At 38.7% G+C, this 15,179-nt stretch carries 18 protein-coding genes; 9 read left to right on the forward strand and 9 right to left on the reverse strand.

The window, feature by feature from the left end; translation table 11 throughout:
- Positions 1 to 116: 116 nt before the first annotated feature.
- From PL9214_RS26295 to PL9214_RS26315, 5 genes are all read left to right on the forward strand, one after another.
- Positions 117 to 353, forward strand: a complete 237-nt coding sequence (locus tag PL9214_RS26295; RefSeq protein ID WP_072722229.1) for a hypothetical protein — start codon at positions 117 to 119, stop codon at positions 351 to 353.
- Positions 354 to 379: 26 nt separating this feature from the next.
- A complete protein-coding gene (locus tag PL9214_RS26300) occupies positions 380 to 805 on the forward strand; it encodes an HNH endonuclease (protein ID WP_245824372.1) in 426 nt (141 codons plus the stop codon).
- 250 nt (positions 806 to 1,055) lie between these two features.
- Entirely contained in the window at positions 1,056 to 1,979 is a 924-nt protein-coding gene (gene puuE / locus PL9214_RS26305; protein WP_072722231.1) for an allantoinase PuuE, read from the forward strand.
- 30 nt (positions 1,980 to 2,009) lie between these two features.
- Positions 2,010 to 2,654 carry a calcium-binding protein gene (locus PL9214_RS26310; RefSeq protein ID WP_072722232.1) on the forward strand — a complete coding sequence of 215 codons (645 nt, stop codon included), beginning with the start codon at positions 2,010 to 2,012 and terminating at the stop codon, positions 2,652 to 2,654.
- A gap of 310 nt (positions 2,655 to 2,964) precedes the next feature.
- Entirely contained in the window at positions 2,965 to 3,429 is a 465-nt protein-coding gene (locus PL9214_RS26315; protein ID WP_072722233.1) for a hypothetical protein, read from the forward strand.
- Between the two features lie 69 nt (positions 3,430 to 3,498).
- Here the strand turns inward: PL9214_RS26315 and PL9214_RS26320 are convergent, their stop codons facing one another.
- Both PL9214_RS26320 and PL9214_RS32950 read right to left on the reverse strand, forming a co-directional pair.
- Positions 3,499 to 4,143: an Rpn family recombination-promoting nuclease/putative transposase gene (locus tag PL9214_RS26320; RefSeq protein ID WP_306341372.1), complete on the reverse strand. Its 645-nt coding sequence runs from the start codon at positions 4,141 to 4,143 to the stop codon at positions 3,499 to 3,501.
- A 12-nt stretch (positions 4,144 to 4,155) separates the two neighbouring features.
- Positions 4,156 to 4,365 carry a hypothetical protein gene (locus PL9214_RS32950; RefSeq protein ID WP_306341373.1) on the reverse strand — a complete coding sequence of 70 codons (210 nt, stop codon included), beginning with the start codon at positions 4,363 to 4,365 and terminating at the stop codon, positions 4,156 to 4,158.
- Positions 4,366 to 4,426: 61 nt separating this feature from the next.
- Here PL9214_RS32950 and PL9214_RS26325 point away from each other — a divergent pair, with 61 nt between their 5' ends.
- Positions 4,427 to 4,984, forward strand: coding sequence for a glutathione S-transferase family protein (locus PL9214_RS26325; RefSeq protein WP_072722234.1), 558 nt, complete (start codon positions 4,427 to 4,429; stop codon positions 4,982 to 4,984).
- Positions 4,985 to 5,098: 114 nt separating this feature from the next.
- Here PL9214_RS26325 and PL9214_RS26330 read toward each other — a convergent pair whose 3' ends face one another.
- The 4 genes from PL9214_RS26330 to PL9214_RS26345 form a co-directional block, all read right to left on the reverse strand.
- On the reverse strand, positions 5,099 to 5,236 hold the full coding sequence (locus PL9214_RS26330; RefSeq protein ID WP_072722235.1) for a photosystem II reaction center protein K: 138 nt from the start codon (positions 5,234 to 5,236) through the stop codon (positions 5,099 to 5,101).
- 155 nt (positions 5,237 to 5,391) lie between these two features.
- Positions 5,392 to 6,240, reverse strand: a complete 849-nt coding sequence (locus tag PL9214_RS26335; RefSeq protein ID WP_072722236.1) for a transglutaminase family protein — start codon at positions 6,238 to 6,240, stop codon at positions 5,392 to 5,394.
- A complete protein-coding gene (locus PL9214_RS26340; RefSeq protein ID WP_072722237.1) occupies positions 6,237 to 7,226 on the reverse strand; it encodes an alpha-E domain-containing protein in 990 nt (329 codons plus the stop codon). Before PL9214_RS26340 ends, PL9214_RS26335 begins: the two co-directional genes overlap by 4 nt.
- A 102-nt stretch (positions 7,227 to 7,328) precedes the next feature.
- A complete protein-coding gene (locus PL9214_RS26345) occupies positions 7,329 to 8,762 on the reverse strand; it encodes a circularly permuted type 2 ATP-grasp protein (RefSeq protein WP_072722238.1) in 1,434 nt (477 codons plus the stop codon).
- Between the two features lie 304 nt (positions 8,763 to 9,066).
- Between PL9214_RS26345 and PL9214_RS26350 the strand changes: the two genes are divergently transcribed.
- Entirely contained in the window at positions 9,067 to 9,561 is a 495-nt protein-coding gene (locus PL9214_RS26350) for a hypothetical protein (protein ID WP_072722239.1), read from the forward strand.
- 46 nt (positions 9,562 to 9,607) lie between these two features.
- Here PL9214_RS26350 and gltS read toward each other — a convergent pair whose 3' ends face one another.
- Positions 9,608 to 10,813 (reverse strand): sodium/glutamate symporter, encoded by a 1,206-nt coding sequence (gltS, locus tag PL9214_RS26355; RefSeq protein ID WP_072722240.1) that lies wholly within the window; start codon positions 10,811 to 10,813, stop codon positions 9,608 to 9,610.
- A gap of 177 nt (positions 10,814 to 10,990) precedes the next feature.
- Between gltS and vapB the strand changes: the two genes are divergently transcribed.
- Both vapB and PL9214_RS26365 read left to right on the forward strand, forming a co-directional pair.
- The gene (gene vapB, locus PL9214_RS26360; RefSeq protein ID WP_072722241.1) at positions 10,991 to 11,221 is read left to right on the forward strand and encodes a type II toxin-antitoxin system VapB family antitoxin; all 231 of its coding nucleotides are present in this window, start codon (positions 10,991 to 10,993) and stop codon (positions 11,219 to 11,221) included.
- Complete coding sequence (locus PL9214_RS26365; RefSeq protein WP_072722242.1) at positions 11,218 to 11,604, forward strand: type II toxin-antitoxin system VapC family toxin; 387 nt, start codon at positions 11,218 to 11,220, stop codon at positions 11,602 to 11,604. Before vapB ends, PL9214_RS26365 begins: the two co-directional genes overlap by 4 nt.
- Before the next feature lie 201 nt (positions 11,605 to 11,805).
- Here the strand turns inward: PL9214_RS26365 and PL9214_RS26370 are convergent, their stop codons facing one another.
- Positions 11,806 to 13,746 carry a type ISP restriction/modification enzyme gene (locus tag PL9214_RS26370; protein ID WP_186440461.1) on the reverse strand — a complete coding sequence of 647 codons (1,941 nt, stop codon included), beginning with the start codon at positions 13,744 to 13,746 and terminating at the stop codon, positions 11,806 to 11,808.
- Positions 13,747 to 13,849: 103 nt separating this feature from the next.
- Positions 13,850 to 14,929, reverse strand: a complete 1,080-nt coding sequence (fba, locus tag PL9214_RS26375) for a class II fructose-bisphosphate aldolase (RefSeq protein WP_072722243.1) — start codon at positions 14,927 to 14,929, stop codon at positions 13,850 to 13,852.
- Between the last annotated feature and the right edge of the window lie 250 nt (positions 14,930 to 15,179).

Genomic DNA, 15,179 nt, shown 5'->3' on the forward strand with positions numbered 1-15,179 from the left:
TCTCGCTACACCCCAACATCTATCAATTAATTGTTTTAATATTATTGTATTTGCGATCGCGGATTATCAGAATTTGCTAGAGTTAAGCTAGTGCTTTGTACTGGAGCAGCAAAATTATGATCCAAGTAATGATTAGCCCACAGTCCTTACTGGAAACAGGCATTAAAGTTGAGAAGGTTGATAGCCTTCGACTCTTCAAATTTACCGACGAGTTACAATCTAACCTCGAAGATTTGCTAGAAAAAAACAAGACAGGTTCACTAACCCTAGAAGAAGAGGCAGAACTCAACGCCATCGGGGAACTTGACCGTATCTTTACCTACCTCAATTCCCTCTTAGTTGCCGAGCAATGACTATTAATGAATTGACAAGGCAACTCGTGCGGAAACGTGCAGGCTACCTGTGCGAATATTGTCACTCTCCTGAGAAAATCAGCACCTCTCGTTTCACCATCGATCACATCCAGCCGCGCTCTCTAGGTGGCTCTGACAATTCTGATAACCTGGCTTTAGCTTGTAGCCGTTGTAACCAGCGTCGTTATAACTTCATTGTGGGTCGGGATGTGGAAACCTCAGCAATTCTGCCTTTATTTAATCCCCGTCAACAGCACTGGCCTGACCACTTCATCTGGAATGCGGAGGGTACGGAGATTGTCGGCACAACTCCCATCGGTCGAGCCACTTGTGAGCGTCTTGACCTCAACGACGAACGCTATAGAGGAGAACGTTCTATCCAAGAAGCCCGGACGCTATGGGCTCAGGCTGGCTGGCATCCTCCCTCAGAAGATCCCCGGCAGCTTGAGTAAGCAGATTTGTTGTATTTGCGATCGCTCTTATTTAAAACAGTAAAATGACTTGAAAATTTATCAAATTTATGATAAAATAAATTATACTATTTTTAAATACAGAGGCAATTTCTTTATGAGAAATAATTTTGAAAAATTAAAGAATATTTTTGGTCTGTTATTGAACCAAATTTACCTAAATTAAAAACTCAGATCGAAAAGATTTTACGACCTATATAAAATTAACAATATTTTTTGTATTAATATTAATATGTCTAAACACTATCCAAGAAATATGATCGGTTATGGTCGCCATACCCCCGATCCAAAATGGCCGAATCAAGCCCGAATTGCTGTACAATTTGTGATTAATTATGAAGAAGGCGGCGAGAATTGTATTCTACACGGAGATCAAGCTTCAGAAGCTTTTTTATCAGAAATTATTGGGGCTGAACCCTTTCAAGGATTGCGCCATTTGAACATGGAATCTATCTATGAATATGGCAGTAGATCCGGATTTTGGCGACTGTATCGGCTGTTTACCCAACGTCATATCCCCCTGACCGTTTATGGGGTGGCAATGGCTTTAGAACGCAACCGAGAAGTTGTTGCAGCGATGTTAGAAGCAAACTGGGAAATTGCTAGTCATGGGTATCGCTGGATTGATTATAAATATTTTAATGAAGAAATGGAACGGGAACATTTACAAAAAGCGATCGCCATTCATACCGAAGTTACGGGAACTCGACCCCTCGGTTGGTATACCGGACGCACCAGTTCCCATACTCGAAAATTAGTCGTAGAGGAAGGCGGATTTTTGTATGATGCTGATAGTTATGCCGATGATTTACCTTATTGGGTTTATGACTATGGAAAACCCCATTTAGTCATTCCTTATACCCTGGATAATAATGATATGCGGTTTGCTACAAATCAAGGCTTTAACAGTGGGGAACAATTTTTTACCTATTTAAAAGATGCCTTTGATTTGTTATATGCTGAAGGAGAAACCGCACCTAAAATGATGAGTATTGGATTACATTGTCGTTTAGTGGGTAGACCTGGACGGGCAGCAGCATTAGCTCGCTTTTTAGATTATATTCAAAATCATGACCGGGTTTGGATCTGTCGTCGGATTGATATTGCTCAACATTGGCATGAGTATCATAAACCTATCGCCGGAAACAACGCTTAAGGATTTATTAACTTTAACCCCTAAATTAATATGGCAAACACAACGGTTACTTTGAATAATAATACCTTTCAGTTGTTATTAGGAACAGAAGAAAGTGATACAATATTAGGAGATGCAGGAGATGACTTAATTTTAGGACTTTCCGGTAATGATTTTCTATCGGGAAATTTAGGAAATGATTGGTTAAATGGAAATTTGGGTAATGATGCGGTTGTGGGAAATGAAGGCAATGATAGCCTTTATGGCGGACAAAATAATGATGTTTTAGATGGTCGGAGTGGTGATGATTTGTTATATGGAAATTTGGATAATGATGACCTCACGGGAGATATCGGAACTGATACTTTATTTGGCGGTCAAGGAACCGATATTCTGCGGGGAAATGATGGAGATGACTGGTTATATGGAGATAAAGGAGATGATACCTTAATTGGAGGAACAGGACGCGATCGCTTTATCCTCGCCAACAATTTAGGGAGTGATACGATTAATGATTTTACCAAAGGTGAAGATTTGATTGGGTTAATGGGAGGATTAACTTTTGCACAATTAACTTTAGTTTCTGATCCGAATAATACCCTAATTCGGGTCACTAACACTAACCAACTTTTAGCAACCTTAATTAATGTTTCTGCTAATAGTCTCAGCAGTAACGATTTTCAAATTCTCCCTTAAATAAAATAGCTCTAATCTATAGCAGTTGCACCGGGTCGCTAGGACATTAATGATTGCTTTGATCCTCACTCCAGCAAAGACACACCATTGCTTGTCTCTAGTGACTCCTGCTCTCCAATATAAAGTTTAGTTAAAAGTTTTAGCAAAATATGAAGCTCTCGGACTTTTACAATCTCTCTGTTGTTTAAGTCCCGTAAGGGTTTAGACACTTTAACCATCTAATTCTTGTCCCCTAGGGCTTTTATAGAAACTTGGTACAATGCAACCAGCGAATTAAATTAGTTTTGGAATTCTGAACCCTTTAATTTCTATGACAACTGCAACAGCATATCCTAACGCCCCTGATATCTCCACTGATGATTATGTCGTCATTGGTTTAGCAACCTGTTTTATTAAAGAAGATGGGGAAGTTCATCAAGTTCAAGTCGTTGAACCCATTCCCTCAGCGGCTTTGGAAGCTATTTTGAAAGGAGTTCCTACATCCTATTCAATTGCTTATGCTGTAACATTGGGTTCTATTTTAAGTAATGGAGAAGCTAAAATTCCCGCAGAATTGGGAACAGATGCCCATTTTTGTGAAAATTTTAACGATCGCGCGATCGCTGCAACTCGCACCTATAAAAATCGCCCTCAAGCTAAACTTCATATTCCTTTAGGAGCAAATTTTAAAGAATTTAATTACTCCTTAGAACGGAAACGGGTGTTAAATTCTGAGCGTATTATTCGCACTGAAGATAATGTAAAACAACACGCTTATACTCACCAAGTTCTTTAGTTTGTTGAGATTTAAGTTAGGGTGATATCCTTTAACACTAGCCAAGGGTAAAGGATATCACCTCAATCTTTAATTATTTTGATTGTCCTGTTGTTGACTCTGTTGTAACGCTTGAATTTGTTCAACCGTTAACTCTGTTGTTTGAGAAATTTGTTCTAAACTCATCCCCATTCTCAGTAATAAAATCGCAACTTGTCGTAGTGCTTCAGCCCGACCTTCGGTAAGCCCTTCAGCCCGACCTTCGGTAAGCCCTTCAGCCCGACCTTCAGCCCGACCTTGTTCTTTACCTTGTCGTAAAATTTCTTGATACATCGTTGATTCTTGCATAATATCACTCCTAATAATCCGTTGAATGACATTGGTTTCTAACACTAATCCGGCGAGAATTGAAGATGCGGCGATCAGATTACTTTGAACGCGCCGATCTGCAATTTGTTCAGCAATTTGAGAGACTTGAGTTAATACCTGGGCGGGATCATTAGTTTGACTTAATACCGCAAAGGGTAATAACCCAGAAACTCTTAAAAATTCCTCTGTGGGCTGTTCCCAGAGACGAATTACCTCAAATTCATGGGAGGTTTTTTCGAGTTTAAAGGTATTTTGTTGAACTAAGGGGGAATTAGTTCGTTGTAAATAAATCACCACCTGACGCATTAGCTTTTGGGGAAACCGTCGATAGACCCTTACTCGATAATCTAACATCCGAAAGGGCATTATGGTATCCGGTTAAGTTTGAAATTCTGTATGTAAAACTAACTCATCGGATTGTAGTAAAATTAAAGAATCTGCACGAATCGGTTCTAAGGATAACTCCGTTGGACTCAGTTGTGTTAACTGAATGGGAGAACCCAATAACCAACTGGCTAAATCCTCAGAAAAATTCTCCGCGATAAATTTGCAGATATTATCAAACACGCTTCCTTTTCCTTCCCTCATCTTGATAATTTAATGATAAACTTTTTAAAAGACTTCTCATCTTAAAAAAGGATAAACATCAATGTTAAAACTCTATGGTGGTGCTCGTAGTCGGGCTTCAATTGTGCAATGGTATTTAGAAGAAATCGGGGTTCCCTACGAATTTATTCTATTAGATATGCAAGCCGGAGAACATCTGCAACCGGAATTCATGGCGATCAATCCCATTGGTAAAGTTCCCGCAATTGTTGAGGACGATTTTAAACTGTGGGAGTCGGGAGCAATTTTATTATATTTAGCCGAAAAACACGGTAAACTGCCTCATTCTCCCGAAGAAAGAGCCGAAATTTATCAATGGGTATTATTTGGAAATGCAACTTTAGGAACGGGAATTTTTATAGAAGCAAATCGGGAAAAAGAAACCCCCCGTTTACTCAATCCTTTGAATGAAATTCTGTCGAAACAACCCTTTTTAATGGGGAATGAATTGAATGTCGCCGATATTGCAGTGGGTTCGATTTTGGCTTATATTCCGATTATGTTGAAGTTGGATTTAAGCCCCTATCCGGCTGTTTTAGAATACATTAAACGGTTAACGGAAAGACCTGCATTTCAAAAAACCATTGGTAGCAGGAAGTAATATTTACCTAAGATGGCTATCAACGTTGAGTTAGAAAGACGGGGAAGTTAAACCCTCGATTGAGTAAACCTCCGCAATTTTCCAGCTTAACGCTGATAGCTTAAACTGTTTTTTTTATTTGAATCCCACAGAGGCTTGCCAAACAAAAGCCAACAACAGGAAAAAGACGGGGATAACAGGCAGAATGTCAACGACAGGGCTAAAAATGGAGTAAGCTTCGGGTAGCTTTGCTAAAAGCAGTGCTGCTTCCATGAATTAATATACCTCTCTAAAAATTATGTGGGCGAATTTTAAGGTATTTTACCATGCTCGGTGATGGCAACTTACGAATTTTATAGAGTAGGGGGGGAGAGGAGAGCAGGGGGAGCAGGGGAGAGGGGGACAAGGGGACAAGGGGAAGATTGCTTTTAACTGTCAATTTTGGCAATTGAAACGTGAAATTCCATCTGGGAGGTGGCACCAATTCCTCGAAATGTCCCTTTAATGGGGGCGGCGTGGCGGGGAATGGCTGTGGCGACTAAGGGAATATGGCGATCGCTAATGGCTAATCCTTGAGTCGGATCATAGCCTCGCCATCCCGCACCGGGTAAATAAACTTCAGCCCAAGCGTGTAAATCCCGTTTTTCTCGGTTTAAATTCCCTTCTTGATACCCACTAACAAAACGAGTCGCTAAATTCATCATCCGACACGCTTCCATAAACACAACCGTTAAATCTCGACAGGAACCAAACTGTTGTGTCCAAGTGATCCCAGGTGGTAAGGGACGACCTTTGGGGCGAATAATATGTTGACAAGTCTCATGAATTTTTTGATTTAATTCACTTAAAAAAGTGAGGGTTTGTCCTTGGGTTTTATGCCAAATTTCTTGAGCAAGTTGGGTAATAATAGGATCAGGAAGTTGTTGTAAATAGGGTTGTAAATGACTCAATATAGGAGCCGGATAATCTACAATAGGCAACTCCAGTGCCCAAGGTTCTAATAAATAATGAAAGGGGTTAGTACAGTGGGTTTCCACTTGGGAGTTAACCTTAATTTTTAATTCTTGAGTGGGTTGAGAAAACCAAATCTTAATGACATTATTTCCATCTAATTCCAAGCAATGTGATATCCCTTGAGGTTGAGGAAAAATGTCTACAGAAAATTCTTGTACCGTTTGAAACGCATCAGAACGAGGGCGTAACTGAATCAGATGGGGATCTAAAGTAACAGGTTGACTGTAAGTGTAATGGGTAAGGTGAGTAATATTATAGATCATGAACTCGCTTGAGTTTGACTCAATATCAGGGGACTTGCAACCGGTTTAAGCGCAAAAAAGGCTTCAAAAATTCGTTCGCCGACGCGATTCATTCGATCTTGTAAATCATCTAAAAATTCATGAATTCCCTCTTGCATAATTTCTTCAATTGTGATATAATCAAGCTCAGAACGTAGCCTTCCTAACTCTCGTTCTGCGGGGTTTTGCCAAGTGCCAGGGCTAGTTCCTGTAATACATTGTAGCGATCGCTCTGCCTGTAATAAACAATATTCAATTGATCGCGGAAATTCTCGATCTAAAATCAGAAATTCCACAACCCTAGACGGTGTAATCCGGTGTTGTTTGCGTTTGCGATACATTTCATAAGCACTGGCAGATTTTAACAAAGAAATCCACTGAATTTCATCAATGGTTGTTCCGACATCATTAACTGAAGGTAATAAAATATAATACTTCACATCCAAAATTCGAGAGGTTTTATCCGCCCGTTCTAATAGTCTACCCATATTGCCAAAATGCCAGCCTTCATTATGAGACATGGTAGCATCCATAACCCCTGCAAATTGATGTCCGCGCATTTTAACTTGATAGAAGAAATCCGAGAGTTGATAGTAACTTTCTCCCATCGCCGCATCTCGAACCATCAGATAAAATTCGTTAACTTGTTCCCACATTTCTGAGGAGATAATTTCCCGAACAGAACGAGCATTTTCACGAGCCGCCCGTAAACAAGATAAAATAGAATTCGGGTAATTACTATCAAAAGTTAAAAATCGGATGACATTTTCTTCTGTCGCTTCTCCATAGCGTTCTTTAAACAGTTCTAAATCCCCCGTTGTCACAACAATCGGTTTCCACTGTTGTTGAACACCAGAGGGAGAATCTAATAACAAATTTTGATTCACATCAATAAAACGAGCAATATTTTCCGCCCGTTCTACATAACGATTTAACCAATAAATAGAATCTGCAACACGGCTTAACATATTTAAAATTCTTGACGGTTGACGGTTGACGGTTGACTGTGTACAGACGTGCCTGGGCGGAGCCATGCCGATAGGCTATTGGCGCGTCTCTACTGACTATTTTTATTCACACAAAACCCAAGTATCCTTACTCCCCCCTCCTTGAGAAGAATTAACAACTAATGACCCTTTTTTCATCGCCACACGGGTTAATCCCCCTGGATGAACATAGATATCTTCACCATATAAAACATAGGGTCTTAAATCAACGTGACACCCTTCAAAAGTATCTCCTAATAAAGTCGGAACTCGTGATAAAGATAACGTCGGTTGAGCGATATAATTTCGAGGATTTGCTTTAATTTTTTCTCCAAATTCTAGGCGTTCTGCTTCCGTTGATTGGGTTCCCACTAACATCCCATAACCTCCCGCTTCATTTGCGGCTTTAACAACTAATTGATCGAGGTTTTCTAAAACATATTCAAGTTGTTTGGGTTCCCAACATAAATATGTCGGAACATTCGATAAAATTTGTTCTTCTCCTAAATAATATTGAATCATTTGGGGAACATAAGCATAAATCACTTTATCATCAGCAATCCCCGTTCCTAACGCATTCGCCAGCGCAACTCGACCATTTCGATACACTTCCGTTAACCCTGGAACCCCTAACATGGATTCAGGATTAAAAGCTAACGGATCAATAAACGTATCGTCAATTCTACGATAAATCACATCCACCCGTTGTAATCCTTTTGTGGTTCGCATTTGCACATAACCATCACTCACCACTAAATCCCGTCCTTCCACTAATTCTACCCCCATTTGTTGGGCGAGAAAAGAGTGTTCAAAGTAGGCAGAATTATACATCCCCGGCGTTAAGACAACAACGGTGGGATTGCTAATATGAGTCCCCACTAAATTCAACAAAGCATCTAATAAATGACTGGGATATTCATCAACGGGTTGAATTCCTAATTTAGCAAAAACTTGTGGGAATGTGGTTTTCATCACCCGACGATTTTCTAAGACATAAGAAACCCCAGAAGGACAGCGTAAATTATCTTCGAGAACGTACCATTTTCCCTCTTTATCCCTAACTAAATCCGTTCCGGTAATATGACACCAAATTCCTTTAGGTACTTTCAAACCCATACAAGGTTTCAGGAATCCCTTAGAAGAATAGATTAACTCTTCAGGGATAAACCCGTCTTTGATAATTTTCTGTTCTCCATAAATATCATCTATAAATAAGTTCAGCGCATGAATTCGTTGCTTTAATCCCTGTTCTAACCAAGCCCATTCTGAAGCGGAAACAATACGGGGAATTAAGTCAAAGGGTAAAATACGTTCTGTCCCTTGACTATCACTATAGACATTAAATGTCGCCCCTAATTTCATCATCGCAGTTTTAGCCGCTTCCTGTCGGATTTCTAAATCTCCAGGGGATAGAGAATTAATCCGATCAATTAACGCTGCTGCGTAGGGACGAGGTTGTCCTTTAGCTACAAAAAGTTCATCGTAGAATTCACCTGGATCGTAGGATTGAAATCGCACTGGCTTTTATCCTAATTGATTACAATATAATTGAGATATAAAAGTTTGAGAGACTACTTAACTGTAGCTTCTGATACAAATCTCCAAACCCTTGAACTTGATCTGAAACAGGGATCGAGGAATTAGGCTGGAATTGGCATCAAACCCCAAGTTTCCTTTTAACTCTTCCTGAAGACATCTTGTATTCTTTGGGGAACATTCTATAAAATAGACCTGTTCTTATTATTAAACAATTATCTCATTTTAATCTAAAAAGATAGTTAAGATTTTTGCAAAGTTTTGTAATTTTATGCCACAGGGATCAATGTTCAACAGTCACAGCCGAAAAATCTCGTTAAGTTATGAAGGAACTTATACTTGTCCAATTTGTCGTTGTGGTCAGATTTCTAATCTCACCTTGATGGAAGCTTTAGGGTGTGATGTCTGCCATCATATCTTTACGATTAACCTAGAAACACAAAGTTTAAAACTCGCAGATCGAGAACCAGCTTTAACCTGGCGTTGGACAGGAAAAACCTGGAAAGGTGAACATTTAGGCAATCTCGAACTCAGTTGGATTTATTGGATTATTGCTCTTAGTTTTGTTTTATTTCCTCCAAGTTTAATTGGTTTATCTGCTTTAATTTTTCCTCCCGTTTCGGGTAATGCTTGGAGTTGGTTTCCGCTAATCTGGACAATTTTAGCTTTTCTCGTTCATCTGTTTATTCTACTTTGGTTAATGGCAGAAGCTTATCAATTTCCGGTTTTATTATTCTTGAAAACTCAAGGGAGACGGATATTCAATATTCGTAATTCGTAATTCAGTTACCTAGAGGTGAAGAATGGAATACCGATTATTGATAAAACTATAAAAAATTGAGGAAATTTGGAATCACAAGAGCATTCGCAATATCCATAAAAAAAGCTCCGACTAAGGGAACAATAATAAAGGCTTGAGGTGAAGCTCCAAAATGTTCAGTTACGGCGGTCATATTAGCCATTGCGGTTGGAGTCGCCCCTAATGCGAGTCCCGAATATCCTGCCGAAATCACCGCCGCATCATAGCTTTTACCCATAACAGGAAACACTAAAAAGACCGTGTAAACCGTAATTATGAATAACTGTACGAACAATAATAAAGCGATTGGCCCAGCTAAGTCTACCAATGTCCACAACTGTAAACTCATTAAAGACATCGCTAAAAATAACCCCACACTCACATCAGAAATTAAAGCCAGAGAAGGAGTATCAGACGGCCAAGTAAAGCCTTTAAAGACCAAAGGCACAGTATTAGTTAAAATAATTCCAGCTAATAAACAACCCACAAACAAAGGTAATTTTAAACCGATAGCGGTAGCGATCGCATTGATTTCTAGTCCCAAACCAATAGCAAGATTAATGACTAATATAGAATTGAGCATAGTATTGTAATCAATTATAACATTCTTCTGATCGTTCTTAATACCGATGCTCAGATCTTGATTTGGGTTATTGGTTTGGAGTTGGTTTTTGTTAATTAAAAATTTGGCGATGGGCCCACCAACAATTCCTCCAAAGACTAAACCAAAGGTCGCACTGGCAATGCCTATTTCCGTAGCATTAGCAATTCCATAACTATCCTTAAATAGAGGCGACCAGGCGATCACCGTCCCATGTCCTCCACTCAGAGAAATCGACCCCGCCAGCAAACCAATGGGCAATTTTAACCCCGTTAAGGCTGCGATCGCAACCCCCGTGATATTTTGTACAATTAGATAACTGATCGCCATGACTAACAAAATTAATAGCGATTTCCCCCCTTTTACCAGGGTTTTGAGTTTGGCCGAAAGCCCAATAGTTGTAAAAAAAACAATCAATAAACCATCACGGACATTGAGATCGAATTCTATTTGATGCTGGAAAACCGCAAAACAAAGACCAAAAAATAAGGAGGCGAGGACACCTCCCGAAACCGCATCGGGGATATTAAAATCTCGAAGGAATTTAATCTTTTCGGTTAAATATTTCCCCAGATACAGAACTAAAATCGCCACAATCACCGTTTCGCGTACATTGAGTTGCAGGATATTCATGGTGTAAAATCTTAATCCCTGAGCATTGCACTTAAGTTTTTGATTATACGTTAAGTTCGGTGTCGTAGTCAGCCCTTCAGGGCTTCCGCTATAAGTTATAATAGGGGGATATATAAATTTTTGTCTAGTCTAGTTGGTTAGTCTAAAAAACGATGGGAATAAATCACAACAGCTATTATGAATATTGATACGGAAATCCTACAAATGGTTGGGATAATGCCAGAATCTCTAAAACAAGAGCTTCTACATTATGCTAACTATCTTATGGAAAACTACTCCCAAAAGACTCCCTCAGAGCAGCCCCCTGTTAAAAAACGTCGCTCAGGAATATTACAAGGGACTTTTGTTTTACCTCTATCTGATGATTTTGATGAACCTTTAGAAGATTTTAAGGAATATATGGAATGAATTCTTTTCTGTTAGATACTCATACTTTTATTTGGTTATCGGAAAATGATCCTAATTTACCTGATAGCCTAAGAGAGATGATTGATATAGCGGATCATGTTTATCTGAGTATTGCCAGTCTTTGGGAAATTGCGATTAAGTTAAATTTGGGTAAATTGTCATTACAACAAAGTTATAAAACCATTGAAGATAAGCTTGAAAATTCAGATATTCTTTTGCTCCCTATTATGTTTATTGATACGTTACAAATTTGTAATCTACCCTTACATCATCGAGATCCTTTTGATCGAATGTTAATCGCTCAAGCCATCAATAGATCCCTAATTTTAATTAGCAGAGATATCAAGTTTGATGCTTATCCTATTCAGAGATTATGGGATTAAAAACAATAAAAATAATCTTGGGTTTCGTTACCTTAACATCTGTCTACTATTCTTAGGAAGTCCAATCTACAAACAATTGTGAGACAACATATCAAGATAGTATCCGAAGCGATCAAAAGACCCAACGATTTCTGGGACTGGGTAACTGCCAACTGTTCCCAAGAACGCAGTATCGTAGTAAGCCCTTCATGGCTTCTTCTCTTAGGATAATCCCAAATCGGGCAAATGATTAACAATTTTAACAGTTTCCAAACTAACCGTTATCACTTGACCAATTAACCTAATAATATATTGTTCATCGTCTAAACGGTTCGGATCATTAACAATTCCACTGCGTTTATAAATTTTAACTTGATATTGATCAATAATCCAATCTAACGCCGAACGATTTCCTAACCGATATTCAAACACTTCAGGAGGAATACCGCTTAATGTCAGAAACTCATTATAAATAATTTGGGTTTTATCTTTACTGAGTTTCATTTTTTCAACTCGCCAATTTAACGGAACTTGATCATTTTCAATGAATTTAAGGCTATATTCGGGTTGTTGTTCATAGTTGAGATGGAGGTCTGCTAATTGTTGTCCAGCATCAACAAAACCGCGAAAATCTGGCGCGTAGGGAATGCGAGGAAGTTCTCGTTTGAGGTTGGCAGCGTAGCGTTCTCGATAGGTGGGATGATGCAATAATCCATAAGTATAATAGAAGATATCCCATTTTGTAATCGTCTGAACTTGGTAATAATTTCTAAATTGTTCAAGTGACCAGTCGGTGATATTTTCTTTTCGGTTTGTTCCGTCTTCGTCATAGGTGTAGAAGGGGAAACATTGAGCTTTTTCAAAAGCCAAGTCTAAAGCAATAATAAATTTACTAATAAAACAACCAAATTCTTTTCTATTTCCAACTCCAGCAATAGAAATAATTAGATTTTCTGTTTCAGGCGTTGGAAGTAGATAAGGAAATTGATAACGACGCTCGTTTAAGGTTTTATCAAAATATAGATAATTTTTAGTAAATGGTCGGTAAAGTGATTGATTAATATAATCAGGTTTATACTCTATTTTAAATCCTCTCTTTAAGTAAATTTTTAATCCTTCAGACCAACTAATTTTAGTTTCATCCTTAGTTACAAAATCGTCTATTTTTAGAGAATGCTCAATACTCTGTGTCCAACTGAACATTTGTTCATTATAAGTTAATATAGTGCGTTTAACATTCTCTCCAAGATTAATCGCATCAAAATTATATACCCAGCAATCTCGACAAGTAGCTACTCCTCTACTATAAAGTTTAAAGATAGCATGAATTTCTTGCGTTTTTGATAATTTACTTTCTTTATTACCAATTGATATAAAATCATCAAAATCATAGTTCAAGCTTTCAGTTAACCAGGTATATTTTTTATCAGGCTCCATAAGATTCCATTGTACACCATCCCATTTCTGACATTGGTTTAAATAGTTATACTTTTCTTCTTTGCGCCAAAACTCATCAACTCTTGCATAATAAATTTGGGTAGATTGTGATCGCTTTTCTTTTTTTCTAATTAATAAATTAATACTCACTCCAACTTGAATTCCAAAAACATTATGCGTTGTGCCTGATAATTTACTGTTTTTTCTGACATTTCCTCCTAAATCTAAAATATAAATTACATCAAAATCTTTTTCTAAATTACATCGCATCCCATCAAAAGCAATTTCATTAATAAAACTATTATTTGTAACTAAAGCAATAATTCCCTCATCTCCAATTCTATCAGATGCCCAACGAAATGCTTTAACATAAGGATCAGAAAGCGCATTTTTATTCGTTGCTTTTGAATCTTTAGAATAAGTTGCAGCAACTCGATCATCAATTCCGGTTTTATCTTTATTCGTATATCTTCGATTTTTATTATTATCATTTTCATTTACTTGAGACGCATTATAAGGAGGATTTCCAATAATCACAAAAATCGGTGAACTTCTCTGACGTTGAACCCTAGCGGTATTTTCAGGCGTAAATAAAGATAACTGTTGCACCTGTTGATCAGAAAAGGTATCGACTAAACAAATACCCTCAAAAGCTTTATAACCTCCCGTTGCTTCAAAATATTGATGCTCAATATTCATCGAAGCAATATAATAAGGTAATAACATCACTNGAAGGGCTTACTACGATAAAAACCTGGCTTCTTAATTTAAGAAACCAGGCTTTCAATTAATCAACTTAGACGATTTAACGCTAAACTTGAGAGTTTAATTAAACAGCAACAGCCGCTTTAGTAGAAGCACTCAATTCACCTTTGGCGTATTTAGCTGCAAATTCATCTAAAGTTTGAACTTTGATTTTATCTGCATTACCCGCAGAACCGAATTGGTTATAACGATCCGCACAAACTTTCTTCATGTATTTGATAGAAGGTTTGAGGAAGTGACGAGGATCAAAGTTAGAAGGATCTTTGAATGCAGCTTCACGGAAGGCGGCGGTAATGGCTAAACGGTTGTCGGTATCAATATTAACTTTACGGACACCGCTCTTAATTCCTTTTTGGATTTCTTCTACAGGAACCCCATAGGTTTCAGGGATTTTACCACCGTATTCATTGATCATCGCTAAGAGATCTTCAGGAACAGAAGAAGACCCGTGCATCACTAAGTGAGTATTGGGTAAGCGACGGTGAATTTCTTCAATGCGGCTAATAGCCAGAATTTCACCCGTGGGTTTACGAGTAAACTTGTAAGCACCGTGACTGGTTCCGATAGCGATCGCTAAAGCATCAACTTGGGTGGCTTCCACGAACTCAACAGCTTGGTCAGGGTCAGTTAACAGTTGTTCCATCGTTAACTTACCTTCTGCACCGTGACCATCTTCTTTGTCACCTTGCATGGTTTCCAGGGAACCTAAACAACCCAGTTCACCTTCAACGCTAACACCAATGGAGTGAGCCACTTTCACCACTTCCGAGGTGACAGCCACGTTATATTCAAAGCTGGCAGGGGTTTTGCCATCAGCTTCGAGAGAACCATCCATCATGACGCTAGTGAAGCCATGACGCATCGCAGAATAGCAGGTGGCGGGAGAGTTGCCGTGATCTTGGTGCATGGCAATGGGGATGTGGGGATAGGTTTCCACTGCTGCTAAAATCAGGTGACGCAGGAAGCTTTCACCTGCATATTGACGAGCACCGCGAGAAGCTTGCAGAATCACAGGGCTATTGGTTTCTTCAGCTGCCTGCATAATTGCTTGGATCTGCTCCATGTTATTCACATTGTATGCAGGAAGTCCATAATCGTTTTCAGCCGCATGATCCAGCAAAAGCCGCATGGGTACGAGCGCCATAAAATCTCCTCCTAAGTCGTTGTCTAAATTTATTCCGAGACCGTCTTAATTAAAATAATCTTAAGACAATTTGGTCATTTCCGGTGGATCGGATCAGAAATTTATCAAATTTTATGAACAAAATTGTAGTAAGCCCTTCAGGGCTTCAATCTCATGGCTACAGGTCAGGAACTTCAAAATCACTCTCAGTTAAGCCCCGAAAAGCTCACAACTATTAATCTTGTTCAATTGCATTGGCTATGCACAAAAT

This window comes from Planktothrix tepida PCC 9214 (genome assembly GCF_900009145.1).
Classification (GTDB): domain Bacteria; phylum Cyanobacteriota; class Cyanobacteriia; order Cyanobacteriales; family Microcoleaceae; genus Planktothrix; species Planktothrix tepida.